The sequence below is a fragment of the Ruegeria sp. PrR005 genome, assembly GCF_010500245.1.
Taxonomy (GTDB): Bacteria; Pseudomonadota; Alphaproteobacteria; order Rhodobacterales; family Rhodobacteraceae; genus Ruegeria_B; species Ruegeria_B marisflavi.
Genome location: NZ_JAAGOX010000011.1, coordinates 96419 through 111211 on the forward strand (window position 1 = coordinate 96419; position 14793 = coordinate 111211).

Genomic DNA, 14793 nt, shown 5'->3' on the forward strand with positions numbered 1-14793 from the left:
AAGCTCCCTTAATGCGATGCGACCTGGGTCGCGGTCTCGGCCGCGGCCAGGGCCGTGTCAAAGTTCGAAATCAGCGCGGCGGTCGAGGGGCCGATGATATCGGTGACCAGTGCGGGATAGATCCCGAGCAGGATGGTCATCACGATCAACGGCGCAAAGATGGCGCGCTCGCGCGAGGTCATGTCGGTGATCGCCTTCAGGCTTTCCTTGATCAGGTCCCCGAACACCACCCGGCGATAGAGCCACAGCGCATAGCCCGCCGAGAAGATCACACCCGAGGCGGCAACCGCCGCGACCCAGGTGTTCTTCTGGAAGGTACCCATCAGGGTCAGGAATTCACCGATGAACCCGCTGGTGCCCGGCAGGCCGACATTGGCCATGGTGAACAGCATGAACACGCGGGCATAGGTCGGCATCCGGTTCACCAGACCGCCATAGGCGTCGATGTCGCGGGTATGCATCCGGTCATAGATGACGCCGACGCACAGGAACAGCGCCGCCGAGATGAAGCCGTGGCTGAGCATCTGGAAGATGGCCCCGTCGACACCCTGCTGGTTGGCGGCAAAGATGCCCATGGTGACAAAGCCCATATGCGCGACCGAGGAATAGGCGATCAGCTTCTTCATGTCCTCCTGCACCATCGCCACCAGCGAGGTGTAGACAACCGCGATGGCCGACAGCCACAGGATCAGGTCTGTCATCACCTCTGCCCCCACCGGGAACATTGGCAGCGAGAAGCGCAGGAAGCCGTAACCGCCCATCTTCAACAGGATCGCGGCCAGCACCACCGAACCGGCGGTCGGCGCCTGCACGTGGGCATCGGGCAACCAGGTATGCACCGGCCACATCGGCATCTTGACCGCGAAGCTGGCGAAGAAGGCAAGAAACATAAGGGTCTGCGCCCCGCCCAGCACATGCACGCCCAGCAAGCTGAAGCTCTCGGACGAGAACTGGTGCTTCAGCAGGAGGGCGATATCGGTGGTGCCGGCATCCACATACATGGACACCATCGCCACCAACATCAGCACCGAGCCGAGAAAGGTATAGAGGAAGAACTTGAAGCTGGCATAGATCCGTTCCTTGCCGCCCCAGATGCCGATGATCAGGAACATCGGGATCAGGCCCGCCTCGAAGAACAGGTAGAACAGCACCAAGTCGAGCGCCATGAACACGCCCAGCATGAGCGTTTCCAAGAGCAGGAAGGCGATCATGTATTCCTTGACGCGGGTCGTCACCTCCCAACTGGCCAGGATGGTCAGCGGCATGATGAAGGTGGTCAGCAGCACGAAGAGAACGCTGATCCCGTCAACGCCCATCTTGTATTTCAGACCCATCAGCCATTCACCCTCTTCCACCATCTGGAAGCCGGTGTCAGCCGGATCAAAGCCGGTATAGATACCGATGGACACAAGGAAGGTCACGGTTGTCGCAAACAGCGCTACCCATTTGGCATTGCGCTGCGCAGCCGCATCCTCACCCCGCAGGAACACGGCCAGGATCGCCGCGGCCAGGGCCGGGATGAAGGTGACAATGGAAAGAATGTTGTCCATCAGTGTGCGCCCCCGCCGATCGACATCCAGGTGACCAGGGCAGCAATGCCCAAGACCATCCAGAAAGCGTAAGTAAAGATGTAGCCGGATTGAGCCTTGCCCGCGAGGCGGGTGAAATAGGGCACCACGCCCATGGCCACGCCGTTCAGGAAGCCATCGATCGTGCCGCCATCACCGCGTTTCCACAGGAACCGGCCCAGGGCCAGCGCCGGGCGGACAAAGATGGCGTCGTAGATCTCGTCGAAATACCACTTGTTCTTGAAGAACAGGTAGAGCGGACGCTGGTTGGCCGCCAGCCGCTTGGGCAGTTCGGGATTGACGATATAGAACAGATAGGCCAGCGCCAGACCCAGCACCATGGCGATGAAGGGCGAGACCTTGACCCATTTCGGAGCCGCGTGTGCATCGTCCAGCACGTGGTTGTCCGGGCCGAAATAGAGTGCGCCCTCGCCCGGAGCACCTGCAAAGCCCGCGTGATGCTCTCCCTCGGCCTTGCCATCCGTTGGCTCGGCGCCGTGACCGGTATCGGTGCTGCCATGGCCAGCCTCGCTGGTGGTTACAGTATCGGTGTCCGTGGCGCCATGGGCCGCGTTCTGACCACCCGCCGCAGCCTCGGCCACCGGGATGCCATAGAACTTGCCCACCTGATCGGCGTGGCCAAAGAAGTTGCCGTACCAGATCATGCCCGCAAACACCGCGCCCAGGCTAAGCACGCCCAGCGGCACCAGCATCACCTTGGGGCTTTCATGGGCGTGATCATGAGTATGCTTGTCGCCCCGCGCCTCGCCATAGAAGGTCAGGAACATCAGCCGCCAGCTGTAGAACGAAGTCATGAACGCCGCGATCACCAGCAACCAGAACCCATAGGCGGAGCCGCCCGCATAGGCGCTTTCGATGATCGCATCCTTGGACAGGAACCCGGCAAAACCGATGGTGGTCAGCGGGATGCCGACGCCGGTGATGGCCAGCGTGCCGATCATCATCGCCCAGAAAGTATAGGGGATCTTCTTGCGCAGCGCGCCATAGTTCATCATGTCCTGCTCGTGATGCATCGCATGGATGACCGAGCCTGCGCCAAGAAACAGAAGCGCCTTGAAGAAAGCATGGGTGAACAGATGGAACATCGCCGCCGAGTACATGCCCACGCCTGCGGCCACGAACATATAGCCCAGTTGCGAACAGGTCGAATAGGCGATCACCCGCTTGATATCGGTCTGCACCAGACCCACGGTTGCGGCGAAAAACGCGGTGGAGGCGCCCAGCACGGTGATGAACCCGGCCGCACCTGGCGCGAATTCATAGAGCGGCGACATCCGGCAGACCAGGAACACGCCTGCGGTCACCATGGTGGCCGCATGGATCAGCGCCGACACTGGCGTCGGGCCTTCCATCGCGTCCGGCAACCAAGTGTGCAGGATCAGCTGCGCCGATTTTCCCATCGCGCCGATGAAGAGCAGCACGCCGATCACCTCGGCCGCGTTCCATTCGCGCCACAGGAAGGTCAGCTGCGTTTCGGCCAGCGTCGGCACGGCGGCGAAGATGTCCGAGAAGTTGATGCTGTCGACCAGGAAGAACAGGGCAAAGATACCCAGGGCAAAGCCGAAATCGCCCACCCGGTTGACGATGAAGGCCTTCATCGCCGCCGCATTGGCGCTGGGTTTGCGATAGTAGAACCCGATCAACAGGTACGAGGCGACGCCCACGCCCTCCCAGCCAAAGAACATCTGCACCAGGTTATCCGCCGTCACCAGCATCAGCATGGCGAAGGTGAAGAAGGACAGATAGGCAAAGAAACGCGGCTTGTAGCTTTCGCCGGTACGCCATTGCGGATCGTGATCCATATAGCCAAAGCTGTAAAGGTGTACGAGCGCCGAGACGGTGGTGACAACGATCAGCATGATCGCGGTCAGCCGGTCAAGGCGGATCGACCACGAGGTCGAGAGCGAGCCGCTCTCGATCCAGCGCAGAATCTCGATCTGCTGGGTATGGCCGTCAAAGCCCAGGAACACGATCCAGCTGAGCGCACAGGCCAGGAACAAAAGGCCCGTGGCGGTCCACATGGCGGCCTTCTCGCCGATGAACTTCCAGCCGAACCCGCAGAGGATGGCGCCCACAAGCGGGGCAAAGAGGATGGTTGTTTCCATGATCCCTTACCCCTTCATCACGTTGACGTCTTCGACGTCGATGGTGCCGCGGTTGCGGAAGAAACAGACGAGTATGGCCAGACCGATGGCGGCCTCGGCGGCAGCGACAGTCAGCACGAAGAGCGTGAAGACCTGCCCGACCAGATCGCCCAGAAAGGACGAGAAAGCCACCAGGTTGATATTCACCGCCAGAAGCATCAGTTCGATGCTCATCAGCAGGACGATCACGTTCTTGCGGTTCAGGAAGAGACCGAAGATGCCGATGACGAACAGCGTCGCCGCGACCGTAAGATAGTGTTCAAGTCCGATCATCGGGCCGCCTCGTAGATTGAAAGTACTTCTCCGGCTGTATTTGCAGCGATGTAAACGCGGTCCCGGAGGTAGGTGCTATGAGCTGGATCTCCGCCCAATCCGGAGACCGTTTCCTCCGGCCAGATTTCAGCGATCAGGTGTTCATCAACCTTGTGCCCAGCCGAGTGAAGAGCCACCAGACATTCATTCAATCTCCTTTCATCAAGCGGATGCAGGATGGAGGGGTTGGCGCAAGCTACAAAGTTTTTGAACTGTTCGATTAGTTCTTGGCTAACTTCTGACATTCACAGCCCCTGCCCCGGTTTCACGTCCTTGAGTTCCATCGCCTTGGCCGGGTCGCGCATCATCTGTGCGACGATGTCCTGGCGCTTGACGTCCTGACGGTGGCGCAGGGTCAGCACGATGGCTCCGATCATCGCCACCAGCAGGATCAGACCGGCAAGCTGGAACAGAAGGAAATACTGATCATAAATGATGAGGCCAAGCGCCTCGGTATTGTGGCGATCCGCCGGTACCGGCTGGGCCAGATGCCCGGCGGCACCCTCGGCGGTTTCCCAGGCGCCATAGGCCATGACAAACTGCATCAGGATCACCAGCCCGATCAGCAGCGCCAGCGGCATATAGCGCGCCATCTCGGCCTTCAACTCGGCAAAATCCACGTCCAGCATCATCACGACGAACAGGAACAGAACCGCGACCGCGCCCACATAGACGATGACCAGCAGCATGGCCACAAACTCGGCCCCCAGGAGCACAAAGAGGCCCGCCGACGAGATGAAGGCCAGGATCAGCCACAGTACCGAATGCACCGGCTGGCGGCTGATCACGGTGAACAGCCCGCCGGTGATGGCGCTGATGGCAAAGAGGTAAAAGGCAAACACGCTCATTGATCATCGTCCCCATTATCGCCCATGACCTCTTGCGCCAGGTTCAGCGCACGGGTCATGGCCGGAATGCCGGCAAAGACCGACATCTGTCCGATCGTTTCCACGATCTCTTGTTTTCTTGCCCCCGCTTCCAGCGCGTGGCGCACGGTCTGGCGCACGGCGGTATCGGCCTGAGCCCCCTGACAGGTGAGCCCCGCCAGCGTCAGCAGCAGCCGGGTCCTGGCATCCAGCCCGTCCTTGTTGACGGTGTTGCCGAACATCAGCTCCATGACCTCTTTGGGCATGGTGGGCCACATCGCCTCGAACCCCTTGAAGGCCTCGGAGGGCGAGAAGTTCTCCAATGCCGGATTGAACGCCTTGGCCATGTCATGGGCCTGGGCGAGCATCATCTCGAACGGGTTTTTGGGCGCATCGGTCATCGGTAGGGCGCATCCAGTTCCAGGTTACGGGCAATCTCGGCTTCCCAGCGCTCGCCGTTCGACAGGAGTTTTTCCTTGTCATAGAACAGCTCTTCGCGGGTCTCCGTGGCGAATTCGAAATTCGGGCCTTCGACAATGGCATCGACCGGACAGGCTTCCTGGCAGAAGCCGCAATAGATGCATTTCGTCATGTCGATGTCATAACGCGTGGTACGGCGGCTGCCGTCCTCGCGCGGTTCGGCGTCGATGGTGATGGCCTGCGCCGGGCAGATTGCCTCGCAGAGCTTGCAGGCGATGCAGCGTTCTTCGCCATTGGGATAACGGCGCAGCGCGTGTTCGCCGCGGAAACGAGGGGAAAGCGGCCCCTTTTCATGCGGATAGTTGATGGTCGCCTTGGGGGCGAAGAAATACTTCAGCCCCAGCTTCATGCCGCCCCAGAAATCCTGAAGCAGGAAGTATTTGGCGGCGCGGGTATAGTCGATATTCGCCATGATCAGCCCCCCACGGTCCAGCGGGCGAAGAGGCCCCAGAACCAGTCGAATTTCGCCGCAAAGGCCACGAACACCACCCAGACCAGCGAGAACGGCAGGAAGACTTTCCAGCCCAGCCGCATCAACTGGTCATACCGGTAGCGGGGCGTGATCGCCTTGACCATTGCAAAGAGGAAGAAGAAGAACGCCATCTTGGCGACCATCCACAGCACCCCGTCGGGCAGGCCGGGAATGGGCGACAGCCAGCCGCCGAAGAACAAAAGCGAGGTGAGCGCGCACATCAGGAAGATGGCGATATATTCACCGGCCATGAACAGCAGGAAGGGCGTGGCGGAATATTCCACCTGATAGCCGGCCACCAGCTCCGATTCCGCTTCGGGCAGGTCAAAGGGCGGGCGGTTGGTTTCGGCCAGAGCCGAGATGAAGAACAGGAAGACCATCGGGAAATGCGGCAGCCAGTACCAGCCGAAAAAGCCCCAGCCGGTATCCTGCGCCCGCACGATATCGCCAAAGTTCATCGAGCCGGTCGACAGGATCACCCCGATGATAATGAGGCCGATCGAGACCTCGTAAGAGATCATCTGCGCGGCCGACCGAAGCGAGCCCAGGAACGGGTATTTCGAGTTCGAGGCCCAGCCGCCCATGATCACGCCGTAAACCTCGAGCGAGGAGACGGCAAAGACATAAAGGATGGCGACGTTGATGTCGCTCAGCACCCAGCCGTCGTTGAACGGGATCACCGCCCAGGCGATCATCGCAAGGACGAAGGAGGTCATCGGAGCCAGGATGAACACCGCCCGGTCGGCACCTGCGGGAATGACCACTTCCTTGACCACGTATTTCAGCGCATCGGCCACCGATTGCAGCAAACCATAGACGCCCACCACGTTGGGGCCCCGGCGCATCTGGACCGCTGCCCAGATCTTGCGGTCGCCATAGACGAGGAAGAGAAGCGAGATCATCACAAAGGCAACAACTGCAAGCACTTGTGCCAGGATGATCAGGGCTATGCCGCCTGGGGTGTTAAAGAATTCAGCCATAGGTCCTCACACCGTGGGTATTCCATTTTCGGCGCAGTGCGCGACCACGACTTCGGCGTCGATGGTCTTTGCCCCGCGCGGCAGGGATGGCGAGATGGTGTAAACAGCATCCGCCGCCCACACGCCACCCTTTTCATTCACATTCGTGCGCAAATGACGCGCAAAGCCGTAGCCCCGGATCAGGGCATATTGGGCCGCCGCGCATTCGGCATAGTCGTCAAGGTCGGCGGCGCTGCGCGCGCCGCTCATCCGCACCCCGAATTGCACCAGATCACCTTCCAGCAGCGCGGTTTCGACACCCATGTATTGGGGCGCGAAACGCGACACCTGATCCTGCGCCGGTTCGGCACAGGCCATGAGGGCCAGGGGCGATATGAGTGCTAGGCGGGTCATTCGGCGGCAATCTTCTCCGCCCGGCGCGCCTTGGCGGCGGCCGACAGTTCCGCCATCAGGGCGCTGGCCCGGGCAATCGGGTTCGACAGATAGAAATCGTCCACCGCATTGCGGAAGCTGGCCGCGCCCAGCGGGCCCTGTTCCAGGGCCTCGGCCACGTTCGCAGGCACGCTGTCGATCTGCGCCAGATGCGGCACCTCGGCCACCAGCGCCTGACGCAGCTGCGCCAGCGAATCGAACGGCAGCGTCGCGCCCAGCTCGGCACTCAACGCCCGCAGGATGGCCCAGTTCTCTTTCGCCTCGCCGGGGGCAAAGCCCGCGCGCATCGCCAATTGCGGCCGCCCTTCGGTGTTGACGAACAGGCCGTTTTCCTCGGTATAGGCCGCACCGGGCAGGATCACGTCGGCACGATGCGCACCCCGATCACCATGGCTACCCTGATAGATGACAAAGGCGCCCGCGTCGATTTCGACCTCGTCGGCACCCAGGTTATAGATCACCTCGGCCCCGTCGATGGCAGCCTCGATGCCGCCCTCGGTCACTGCGCCGATATCCATGGCACCCACACGACCCGCCGCGCTGTGCAGCACCAGCAGGCCCGAGCCCGAGATTTCGGCCATCTTCTGGGCCGCCGCCAGAACCGCCAGACCGTCGGCCTCGCGCAGGGCGCCCTGCCCCACGATAACCAGCGATTTCTTGTTCTCGCGGGTCTCGTCCGAAACGCCGTCGGCGATCATGCCGGCCAGCGTCTGACGGTCGGTCCCGGCATGGTAATAGTCATAGGTCAGATCGACGACGGGCCCGATCAGCGCCACTTCGGCGCCACGGGTCCAGGCCTTGCGGATACGCGCATTCAGCACCGGCGCCTCGTCGCGCGGGTTGGTGCCGATCAGCAGGATCATATCCGCATCGTCGATATCCTCGATGGCGGCGGTACCGACATAGGCGCCCCGGTTACCGATCGGCAGGCGGGCATTGTCGACGCGGCATTCCACCTTGCCGCCCTGCCCCTCGACCAGCTGTTTCAGGGCGAATGCGGCCTCGACCGGAACCAGATCGCCGATCAGGCCGGCGAGTTTCTTGCCCTTCATCGCAGTCGCGGCAGCCGACAGCGCCTCGGGCCAGGTTGTGGGCTTCAGCTTGCCATCGACGCGCACATAAGGCCGGTCCAGCCGCTGGCGGCGCAGCCCGTCCCAGACAAAGCGGGTCTTGTCGCTGATCCACTCTTCGTTCACGCCGTCATGGTTGCGCGGCAGGATACGCATCACTTCGCGTCCCTTGGTATCGACCCGGATGTTCGACCCCAGCGCATCCATCACATCGATGCTCTCGGTCTTGGTCAGCTCCCAGGGACGGGCGGTGAACGCATAGGGTTTCGAAGTCAGCGCACCCACCGGGCAGAGGTCGATGATATTGCCTTGAAGGTTCGAATCCAGCGTCTGGTTCAGATAGCTGGTGATCTCGGCATCCTCGCCTCGGCCGGTCTGGCCCATCTGGGTGATGCCTGCCACCTCGGTGGTGAAGCGCACGCAGCGGGTACAGGAAATGCAGCGGGTCATCGCGGTCGACACAAGCGGGCCGAGGTTCAGATCGTCCACCGCGCGCTTGGCCTCGCGATAGCGGCTGAAATCGACGCCATAAGCCATCGCCTGATCTTGCAGATCGCATTCCCCACCCTGGTCGCAGATCGGGCAATCCAACGGGTGGTTGATCAGCAGGAACTCCATCACGCCTTCGCGCGCCTTCTTGACCATGGGCGAATTGGTCTTGACCACCGGCGGTTGGCCTTCCGGCCCCGGGCGCAGATCGCGCACCTGCATCGCGCAAGAGGCCGCCGGTTTCGGCGGGCCGCCCACGACCTCGACCAGGCACATCCGGCAATTGCCCGCGATCGACAGACGCTCGTGATAGCAGAAGCGCGGCACCTCGATCCCGGCCACTTCGCAGGCCTGGATCAGGGTCATTGCGCCCTCGACTTCGATCTCGTGCCCGTCGATGTTGATCTTGCGGAGGTCAGACATGATCTAATTCGCCCTCAGTAGCGCGCCGATTGCGCTTTTGTTCGAAATTTCCAGCCGGCCCAGTCGGCACAGGTCGCCCGGCGTGTCATAGTTGAGGCCCAGCTCGGCCATATAGACGCGGCCTCTGGCCCGCATCCGTTCTTTTTCGTCATCCGAGTCCAGCACCGCGCGGATTTCGTCGTCCGAATAGCCAAGTTCATTGGCCCTTGCCCGCAGCCGACGGATCTCGCCGATCCCTTTGAAAATCCGACCGTCGATATCGTCGCATTTCTTGCGGATTTCGTTCGCCACCACGATGGTGAAAATCCCGTCTGCGATCTCGGGCACTTCGCGCAGCGGCGGCTTGGCTGCGGCCGCAGCCGCCGCGCCGAGACAGAGGGCAGTCGCGAAAGCTGCAATTACACGTTTTGGCATGGAATATCCCTTCGATTTGGAAACACCAAATCGAGGCAGTCCAGGGACGTTATTCAATAACGCCACGCCGGATCGGCAAGGATATGCCACAAACCGCATCATGGCCGTTGGCAAGTCCCGCTTAAGGTCAGCTTGTCATCGACAATTCGCAACTGTGCCGGATCACTGTCCGGGCCAAGCGACCATTCGATCTCGGACGTGCCATAGTTGCCGATGCAATACACCGTACCACCGTGCCGCCCCGCCTCGCGCGCGTCGTCAGGCGACTGGCTGGCCTTGTCCACGGTCACCGTGAAATTGGCCAGGCTGACCTTCTTGTCGACGGCTTTGGCCTTGATCGGAAAGTAGTGCCCCCCGAACAGCAAGCGGTTTTCGCGTTTTTGCAACGAACAGCCCGAGGTAACCGCCAGTGCAGCGACAAGCCCGGCAAGACCTACCCGTCCTATCAGTCTGGACATGGAAAAATGCTGACCGCTCATGTTGTTCACTCCGCCGCCATCGCGCCCATGCGGCCCGATTTCTGCGCCTTGATGCGATCCTCGATCTCGTCGCGGAAGTTGCGGATCAGGCCCTGGATCGGCCAGGCCGCCGCATCGCCCAGGGCGCAGATGGTGTGGCCCTCGACCTGCTTGGTCACGTCCCACAGCATGTCGATCTCTTCCGGTTCCGCCTCGCCGCGCACCAGACGGTCCATCACCCGCATCATCCAGCCGGTGCCTTCGCGGCAGGGGGTGCACTGGCCGCAGCTTTCATGCTTGTAGAACTTGCTGAGCCGCCAGATCGCCTTCACGATATCGGTGGATTTGTCCATCACGATCACCGCCGCCGTGCCCAGGCCCGAGCCCAGTTCGCCGCGCAGGTAATCGAAATCCATGATCGCGTCCTTCATCTTTTCCCCACGCACGCAGGGAACCGAGGAGCCGCCCGGGATCACGGCCAGCAGGTTGTCCCAGCCGCCGCGAATGCCGCCGCAATGGGTCTCGATCAGTTCCTGAAACGAGATCGACATCGCCTCTTCGACCACGCAGGGGTTGTTCACATGGCCCGAAATGGCAAACAGCTTGGTGCCCGCGTTGTTCTGGCGACCAAAGCCTGCAAACCATTCCGGCCCGCGCCGCAGGATGGTCGGCACAACCGCGATGGACTCGACGTTGTTGACCGTGGTCGGACAACCATAAAGCCCCGCGCCCGCCGGGAATGGCGGTTTCATCCGGGGCATGCCCTTCTTGCCTTCGAGGCTTTCGATCAGGGCTGTTTCCTCGCCACAGATATAGGCGCCCGCGCCGTGATGCAGGTAAAGGTCGAAATCCCAGCCCGACTTGGCCGCGTTCTTGCCTAACAGGCCCGCGTCATAAGCCTCGTCAATCGCGGCCTGCAGCGCCTCTCGCTCGCGGATGTATTCGCCGCGAATGTAGATGTAACAGGCGTTTGCATTCATCGCGAAACTGGCGATCAGGCAGCCCTCGATCAGGGTATGCGGATCGTGGCGCATGATCTCGCGGTCCTTGCAGGTGCCCGGCTCGGATTCGTCGGCATTGACCACCAGATAGGAGGGGCGGCCATCGCTTTCCTTGGGCATGAAGGACCATTTCAGACCGGTGGGAAAGCCCGCGCCGCCGCGCCCGCGCAGCCCGCTGTCCTTCATCTGCTGGATGATCCAGTCCCGCCCCTTGGCGATGATGCCGGCGGTTCCGTCCCAATGGCCGCGTGCCATCGCGCCTTTCAGCGTGCGGTCGTGCATCCCGTAGAGATTGGTAAAGATCCGGTCCTGATCCTTCAGCATGCTTCCTGCCTACCTTTGGCTGTCCTGACGCAGGCGCCAGAGTTGAAAAATGTTGATCACCGCATAGATGAAACCGGCAAGTGCTGCGAAATCGAAGAGCAGCGCATACCGGCCCGGCAGCCCCAGCGCCGGACCGATGAACATCGACAGGACAAGCCACAGCACCATGGTCACGGCAATGACCAAGGCGATATGGCGTCCCTTGCGGGCAATGTCCTGTTCCAGTTTCTCGTCCATGTTTCCAGTGCGCGCCACGGATCACGCCGTGGCACTGTTTCCTTCATATCGCCACGTGCCCTTGCGCGCGGCCAGTTCAGCTTCGCCCGGCAAGGCCTTGGACGGTTGAACCAATTTCGTTTCTTCTTCGGCCTCGACCGCTGTCGCGACCGGCTCGGGTTCCGCGACCGCGCTCGCGGCCACCGGTTCCGCCACCGGCGACGGAGCGCTTCGGGCCACATCGGTCCGCTCCTCGGCCTCTTGCACCGCGTCAGACATCCGGCTGCCGAGGTAACCGCCCGCGGCAAAGGCGAGCACACCGGCCACAGCAGCGGTCATGACACTTGTCTGACCAAACACCAGGATCACCCCAGCGACCACGAGCCCACCATAGGCCGCCCGTTTCCAGACACGTGCCGTGTCCGCCGTTTTATCCTTTGAGGTCGTCATGGTGTGGTCTCCCTGCTGTCAGTTAATCGTCGTAAATTCCGTCCTTCTTCGCCCGTTTGGCAAATTCCGTTTCCTCACCCGCCGCCAGTTGGCGAGCCTGTTCGATCCAGCCGTCGCGTTCGATCCGGCCCTTGAACTTCAGCCGTGTATCGACCCAGGCCACCTGCGCCGGGGTCCAGGCCGCGATCTGGTCGAAATGATAAAAGCCCAGCTCGTTCAAAACGCCTTCGAGTTTCGGTCCGACGCCCTTGAGCAGCTTGAGGTCATCGGCCCCGCCCTCGCGCGCGGCGCTCAGGGTTGGGGGTTGTTGCTCGCCCACCTCTTCGGTGACTGCCTCGGTCCCCTCGGCCTCGTAGCGCCAGGTGCCCTTGCGGCTGGCCAGTTCCTCCTGCCCCGGCAGTGGGGTCGAGGGTTTGAGAACAGGGTCGGCTTCAGGCTTGGGCGCGGGTTTCGACTCGGCCTTGGGGGTCTGCTTGACCGCCGGTTTCGGCGCTGCGGGTGCGGGCGGCGGGCTGACCTTGCCCGCACGGCTGGCAACCGTGCCATCCTTGCCGATCCAAGGCGTCAGCAGCGGCACCTCGGTGCCGTCGATCCGCTTCACGGTGTCACCGATATCGGTGGCCAGCTGCACGCTGGCATTATAGCGGGTCTTGCCGCTGTCATACTCGGTGAGACTGGTCAGGCCCTTAAGCGGCTCTGACGCGTAACGCCCGTTCTGGGGACCGGGCACCGGCACCTTGCCTGCGGCCAGTTCATCGAGGATTTCGCCGAACCGCTTGGCGGTCAGATCTTCGTAATAATCCTTGCCGATCTGGGCCATGGGTGCGTTGGTACAAGACCCGAGGCATTCCACCTCTTCCCAGCTGAACTTGCCATCGGCAGACAGGGTATGTGGCTTGTCGGCGATCTTTTCCTTGCAGACCGCGATCAGGTCCTCGGCGCCGCAGATCATGCAGGAGGTGGTACCGCAGATCTGGATATGCGCAACACTTCCAACCGGTTGCAGCTGGAACATGAAATAGAACGAGGCCACTTCCAGAACCCGGATGTAGGCCATGCCAAGCATATCGGCGATGGTTTCGATGGCGGGCCGGGTCAGCCAGCCCTCCTGCTCCTGCGCGCGCCACAGAAGCGGGATAACCGCGCTGGCCTGGCGGCCGTCGGGAAACTTGGTGACCTGCGCCTGCGCCCAGGCCAGGTTGGCGGGGGTAAAGGCGAAGCTGTCGGGCTGTTCGGGATGCAGACGGCGGAGCATTAGCGGTCGATCTCTCCAAAAACGATGTCCATCGTGCCGATAATGGCGGCGACGTCGGCCAGCTGGTGGCCCTTGGCGACATGGTCCATCGCCTGAAGATGCAGATAGCCCGGCGCCCGGATCTTTGACCGGTAGGGCTTGTTGGTGCCATCGGCAACCAGATAGACGCCAAACTCGCCCTTGGGCGCCTCGACGGCGGCATAGACCTCGCCCGCGGGCACATGGAACCCTTCGGTATAAAGCTTGAAGTGATGGATCAGGCTTTCCATCGAGGTTTTCATGTCGCCGCGTTTCGGAGGCGTCAGCTTGCCTCGCGCCAGAACGTCGCCGGGGCAATCGCGCAGCTTGGCAATGGCCTGACGGATGATCGAGATCGACTGGCGCATCTCCTCCATCCGGCAGAGATAACGGTCGTAGCAGTCGCCGTTCTTGCCCACCGGCACCTGGAACTCGAATTCGTCATAGCACTCATAGGGCTGCGCCCGGCGCAAATCCCAGGCCAGACCCGAGCCGCGCACCATCACGCCGGAAAAGCCGTATTGCAGGATCTCTTCCTCGGTCACAACGCCGATATCGCAGTTGCGCTGCTTGAAGATGCGGTTCTCGGTCAACAGACCGTCGATGTCATCGAGCACCTTGGGGAAACTGTGGCTCCACGCCTCGATATCGTCCAACAGCGCGTCGGGCAGATCCTGATGCACGCCACCGGGCCGGAAATAAGCCGCGTGCAGGCGCGCACCACAGGCCCGCTCGTAAAACACCATCAGCTTTTCACGCTCTTCAAAGCCCCAGAGCGGCGGGGTCAGCGCGCCCACGTCCATCGCCTGGGTGGTCACGTTCAAGAGGTGGTTCAGGATACGGCCGATCTCGGAATAGAGCACCCGGATCAGGCTGCCCCGGCGCGGCACCTCGACGCCCGTCAGCCGCTCGATCGCCAGACACCAGGCATGTTCCTGGTTCATCGGCGCCACGTAATCGAGTCGGTCGAAATACGGCAGGTTTTGCAGATAGGTACGGCTTTCCATCAGCTTTTCGGTGCCGCGATGCAACAGCCCGATATGCGGGTCGCAACGCTCGACGATCTCGCCGTCAAGCTCCAGTACCAGACGCAGCACGCCATGAGCCGCAGGGTGCTGCGGCCCGAAGTTGATGTTGAAGTTGCGGATCTTCTGCTCGCCCGTCAGCGCGTCCTCGAAGCCCTTGCCGCCATCCATCATCTGTCTCTCCTGTCCGGGCAATCCCGGATCACAATTCGCCCCAGAGCCTCGGCCCCAACGCTGGCGCGGTCAGCGCCGCTGGTTCTTTTTCGCCCCTGCCCGGATCCGGACGCGGTGCGTTTCGGCTGCCTTGATCGCGGCCCCAGCAAGGATCACCCCGAGTGCCGCCAGTGCTGCCATTTCCCCCAGGATCGCCGCCAT

18 protein-coding genes are annotated in these 14793 nt (G+C 61.8%); all 18 read right to left on the bottom strand.

The annotated features are described in order from the left end of the window. Nucleotides 1-8: 8 nt before the first annotated feature. Entirely contained in the window at nucleotides 9-1550 is a 1542-nt protein-coding gene (locus G0P99_RS07030; RefSeq protein WP_164128679.1) for an NADH-quinone oxidoreductase subunit M, read from the bottom strand. Continuing rightward, nucleotides 1550-3694, bottom strand: coding sequence for an NADH-quinone oxidoreductase subunit L (nuoL, locus tag G0P99_RS07035; RefSeq protein WP_164128680.1), 2145 nt, complete (start codon nucleotides 3692-3694; stop codon nucleotides 1550-1552). The genes G0P99_RS07030 and nuoL overlap by 1 nt, the downstream gene beginning before the upstream one ends. A 6-nt stretch (nucleotides 3695-3700) precedes the next feature. Next, nucleotides 3701-4006, bottom strand: a complete 306-nt coding sequence (nuoK, locus tag G0P99_RS07040; RefSeq protein WP_011048465.1) for an NADH-quinone oxidoreductase subunit NuoK — start codon at nucleotides 4004-4006, stop codon at nucleotides 3701-3703. Beyond that, a complete protein-coding gene (locus G0P99_RS07045; RefSeq protein ID WP_164128681.1) occupies nucleotides 4003-4290 on the bottom strand; it encodes a hypothetical protein in 288 nt (95 codons plus the stop codon). Before G0P99_RS07045 ends, nuoK begins: the two co-directional genes overlap by 4 nt. Further along, nucleotides 4291-4893: an NADH-quinone oxidoreductase subunit J gene (locus G0P99_RS07050; protein WP_164128682.1), complete on the bottom strand. Its 603-nt coding sequence runs from the start codon at nucleotides 4891-4893 to the stop codon at nucleotides 4291-4293. Beyond that, on the bottom strand, nucleotides 4890-5312 hold the full coding sequence (locus G0P99_RS07055) for a carboxymuconolactone decarboxylase family protein (protein WP_164128683.1): 423 nt from the start codon (nucleotides 5310-5312) through the stop codon (nucleotides 4890-4892). Before G0P99_RS07055 ends, G0P99_RS07050 begins: the two co-directional genes overlap by 4 nt. Continuing rightward, entirely contained in the window at nucleotides 5309-5803 is a 495-nt protein-coding gene (gene nuoI / locus G0P99_RS07060) for an NADH-quinone oxidoreductase subunit NuoI (RefSeq protein WP_164128684.1), read from the bottom strand. The genes G0P99_RS07055 and nuoI overlap by 4 nt, the downstream gene beginning before the upstream one ends. A gap of 2 nt (nucleotides 5804-5805) precedes the next feature. Continuing rightward, a complete protein-coding gene (gene nuoH, locus G0P99_RS07065; RefSeq protein WP_164128685.1) occupies nucleotides 5806-6843 on the bottom strand; it encodes an NADH-quinone oxidoreductase subunit NuoH in 1038 nt (345 codons plus the stop codon). 6 nt (nucleotides 6844-6849) lie between these two features. Continuing rightward, a complete protein-coding gene (locus G0P99_RS07070; protein WP_164128686.1) occupies nucleotides 6850-7236 on the bottom strand; it encodes a hypothetical protein in 387 nt (128 codons plus the stop codon). Then, entirely contained in the window at nucleotides 7233-9257 is a 2025-nt protein-coding gene (gene nuoG / locus G0P99_RS07075; protein WP_164128687.1) for an NADH-quinone oxidoreductase subunit NuoG, read from the bottom strand. The genes G0P99_RS07070 and nuoG overlap by 4 nt, the downstream gene beginning before the upstream one ends. Before the next feature lie 3 nt (nucleotides 9258-9260). Beyond that, complete coding sequence (locus G0P99_RS07080; RefSeq protein WP_164128688.1) at nucleotides 9261-9671, bottom strand: DUF5333 domain-containing protein; 411 nt, start codon at nucleotides 9669-9671, stop codon at nucleotides 9261-9263. Nucleotides 9672-9769: 98 nt separating this feature from the next. Further along, nucleotides 9770-10129 carry a hypothetical protein gene (locus G0P99_RS07085; protein WP_164128689.1) on the bottom strand — a complete coding sequence of 120 codons (360 nt, stop codon included), beginning with the start codon at nucleotides 10127-10129 and terminating at the stop codon, nucleotides 9770-9772. A 26-nt stretch (nucleotides 10130-10155) separates the two neighbouring features. Then, nucleotides 10156-11454 (bottom strand): NADH-quinone oxidoreductase subunit NuoF, encoded by a 1299-nt coding sequence (gene nuoF / locus G0P99_RS07090; RefSeq protein ID WP_164128690.1) that lies wholly within the window; start codon nucleotides 11452-11454, stop codon nucleotides 10156-10158. 9 nt (nucleotides 11455-11463) lie between these two features. Further along, nucleotides 11464-11691, bottom strand: coding sequence for a DUF5337 domain-containing protein (locus G0P99_RS07095; RefSeq protein ID WP_164129243.1), 228 nt, complete (start codon nucleotides 11689-11691; stop codon nucleotides 11464-11466). 21 nt (nucleotides 11692-11712) lie between these two features. Beyond that, nucleotides 11713-12120, bottom strand: a complete 408-nt coding sequence (locus G0P99_RS24470) for a hypothetical protein (protein WP_203583010.1) — start codon at nucleotides 12118-12120, stop codon at nucleotides 11713-11715. A 22-nt stretch (nucleotides 12121-12142) separates the two neighbouring features. Next, nucleotides 12143-13375, bottom strand: a complete 1233-nt coding sequence (locus tag G0P99_RS07105) for an NADH-quinone oxidoreductase subunit E (RefSeq protein WP_164128691.1) — start codon at nucleotides 13373-13375, stop codon at nucleotides 12143-12145. Then, nucleotides 13375-14589: an NADH-quinone oxidoreductase subunit D gene (locus G0P99_RS07110; RefSeq protein WP_203583038.1), complete on the bottom strand. Its 1215-nt coding sequence runs from the start codon at nucleotides 14587-14589 to the stop codon at nucleotides 13375-13377. Before G0P99_RS07110 ends, G0P99_RS07105 begins: the two co-directional genes overlap by 1 nt. A 72-nt stretch (nucleotides 14590-14661) precedes the next feature. Continuing rightward, nucleotides 14662-14793, bottom strand: a complete 132-nt coding sequence (locus tag G0P99_RS24925) for a hypothetical protein (RefSeq protein WP_255455762.1) — start codon at nucleotides 14791-14793, stop codon at nucleotides 14662-14664.

Excerpts from the sequence above, each read along its gene's own strand:
- G0P99_RS07030 (WP_164128679.1), bottom strand. The coding sequence starts at position 1,550 with ATGGACAACATTCTTTCCATTGTCACCTTCATCCCGGCCCTGGCCGCG.
- nuoL (WP_164128680.1), bottom strand. The coding sequence starts at position 3,694 with ATGGAAACAACCATCCTCTTTGCCCCGCTTGTGGGCGCCATCCTCTGC.
- nuoK (WP_011048465.1), bottom strand. The coding sequence starts at position 4,006 with ATGATCGGACTTGAACACTATCTTACGGTCGCGGCGACGCTGTTCGTC.
- G0P99_RS07045 (WP_164128681.1), bottom strand. The coding sequence starts at position 4,290 with ATGTCAGAAGTTAGCCAAGAACTAATCGAACAGTTCAAAAACTTTGTA.
- G0P99_RS07050 (WP_164128682.1), bottom strand. The coding sequence starts at position 4,893 with ATGAGCGTGTTTGCCTTTTACCTCTTTGCCATCAGCGCCATCACCGGC.
- G0P99_RS07055 (WP_164128683.1), bottom strand. The coding sequence starts at position 5,312 with ATGACCGATGCGCCCAAAAACCCGTTCGAGATGATGCTCGCCCAGGCC.
- nuoI (WP_164128684.1), bottom strand. The coding sequence starts at position 5,803 with ATGGCGAATATCGACTATACCCGCGCCGCCAAATACTTCCTGCTTCAG.
- nuoH (WP_164128685.1), bottom strand. The coding sequence starts at position 6,843 with ATGGCTGAATTCTTTAACACCCCAGGCGGCATAGCCCTGATCATCCTG.
- G0P99_RS07070 (WP_164128686.1), bottom strand. The coding sequence starts at position 7,236 with ATGACCCGCCTAGCACTCATATCGCCCCTGGCCCTCATGGCCTGTGCC.
- nuoG (WP_164128687.1), bottom strand. The coding sequence starts at position 9,257 with ATGTCTGACCTCCGCAAGATCAACATCGACGGGCACGAGATCGAAGTC.
- G0P99_RS07080 (WP_164128688.1), bottom strand. The coding sequence starts at position 9,671 with ATGCCAAAACGTGTAATTGCAGCTTTCGCGACTGCCCTCTGTCTCGGC.
- G0P99_RS07085 (WP_164128689.1), bottom strand. The coding sequence starts at position 10,129 with ATGTCCAGACTGATAGGACGGGTAGGTCTTGCCGGGCTTGTCGCTGCA.
- nuoF (WP_164128690.1), bottom strand. The coding sequence starts at position 11,454 with ATGCTGAAGGATCAGGACCGGATCTTTACCAATCTCTACGGGATGCAC.
- G0P99_RS07095 (WP_164129243.1), bottom strand. The coding sequence starts at position 11,691 with ATGGACGAGAAACTGGAACAGGACATTGCCCGCAAGGGACGCCATATC.
- G0P99_RS24470 (WP_203583010.1), bottom strand. The coding sequence starts at position 12,120 with ATGACGACCTCAAAGGATAAAACGGCGGACACGGCACGTGTCTGGAAA.
- G0P99_RS07105 (WP_164128691.1), bottom strand. The coding sequence starts at position 13,375 with ATGCTCCGCCGTCTGCATCCCGAACAGCCCGACAGCTTCGCCTTTACC.
- G0P99_RS07110 (WP_203583038.1), bottom strand. The coding sequence starts at position 14,589 with ATGGATGGCGGCAAGGGCTTCGAGGACGCGCTGACGGGCGAGCAGAAG.
- G0P99_RS24925 (WP_255455762.1), bottom strand. The coding sequence starts at position 14,793 with ATGGCGGCGATCCTGGGGGAAATGGCAGCACTGGCGGCACTCGGGGTG.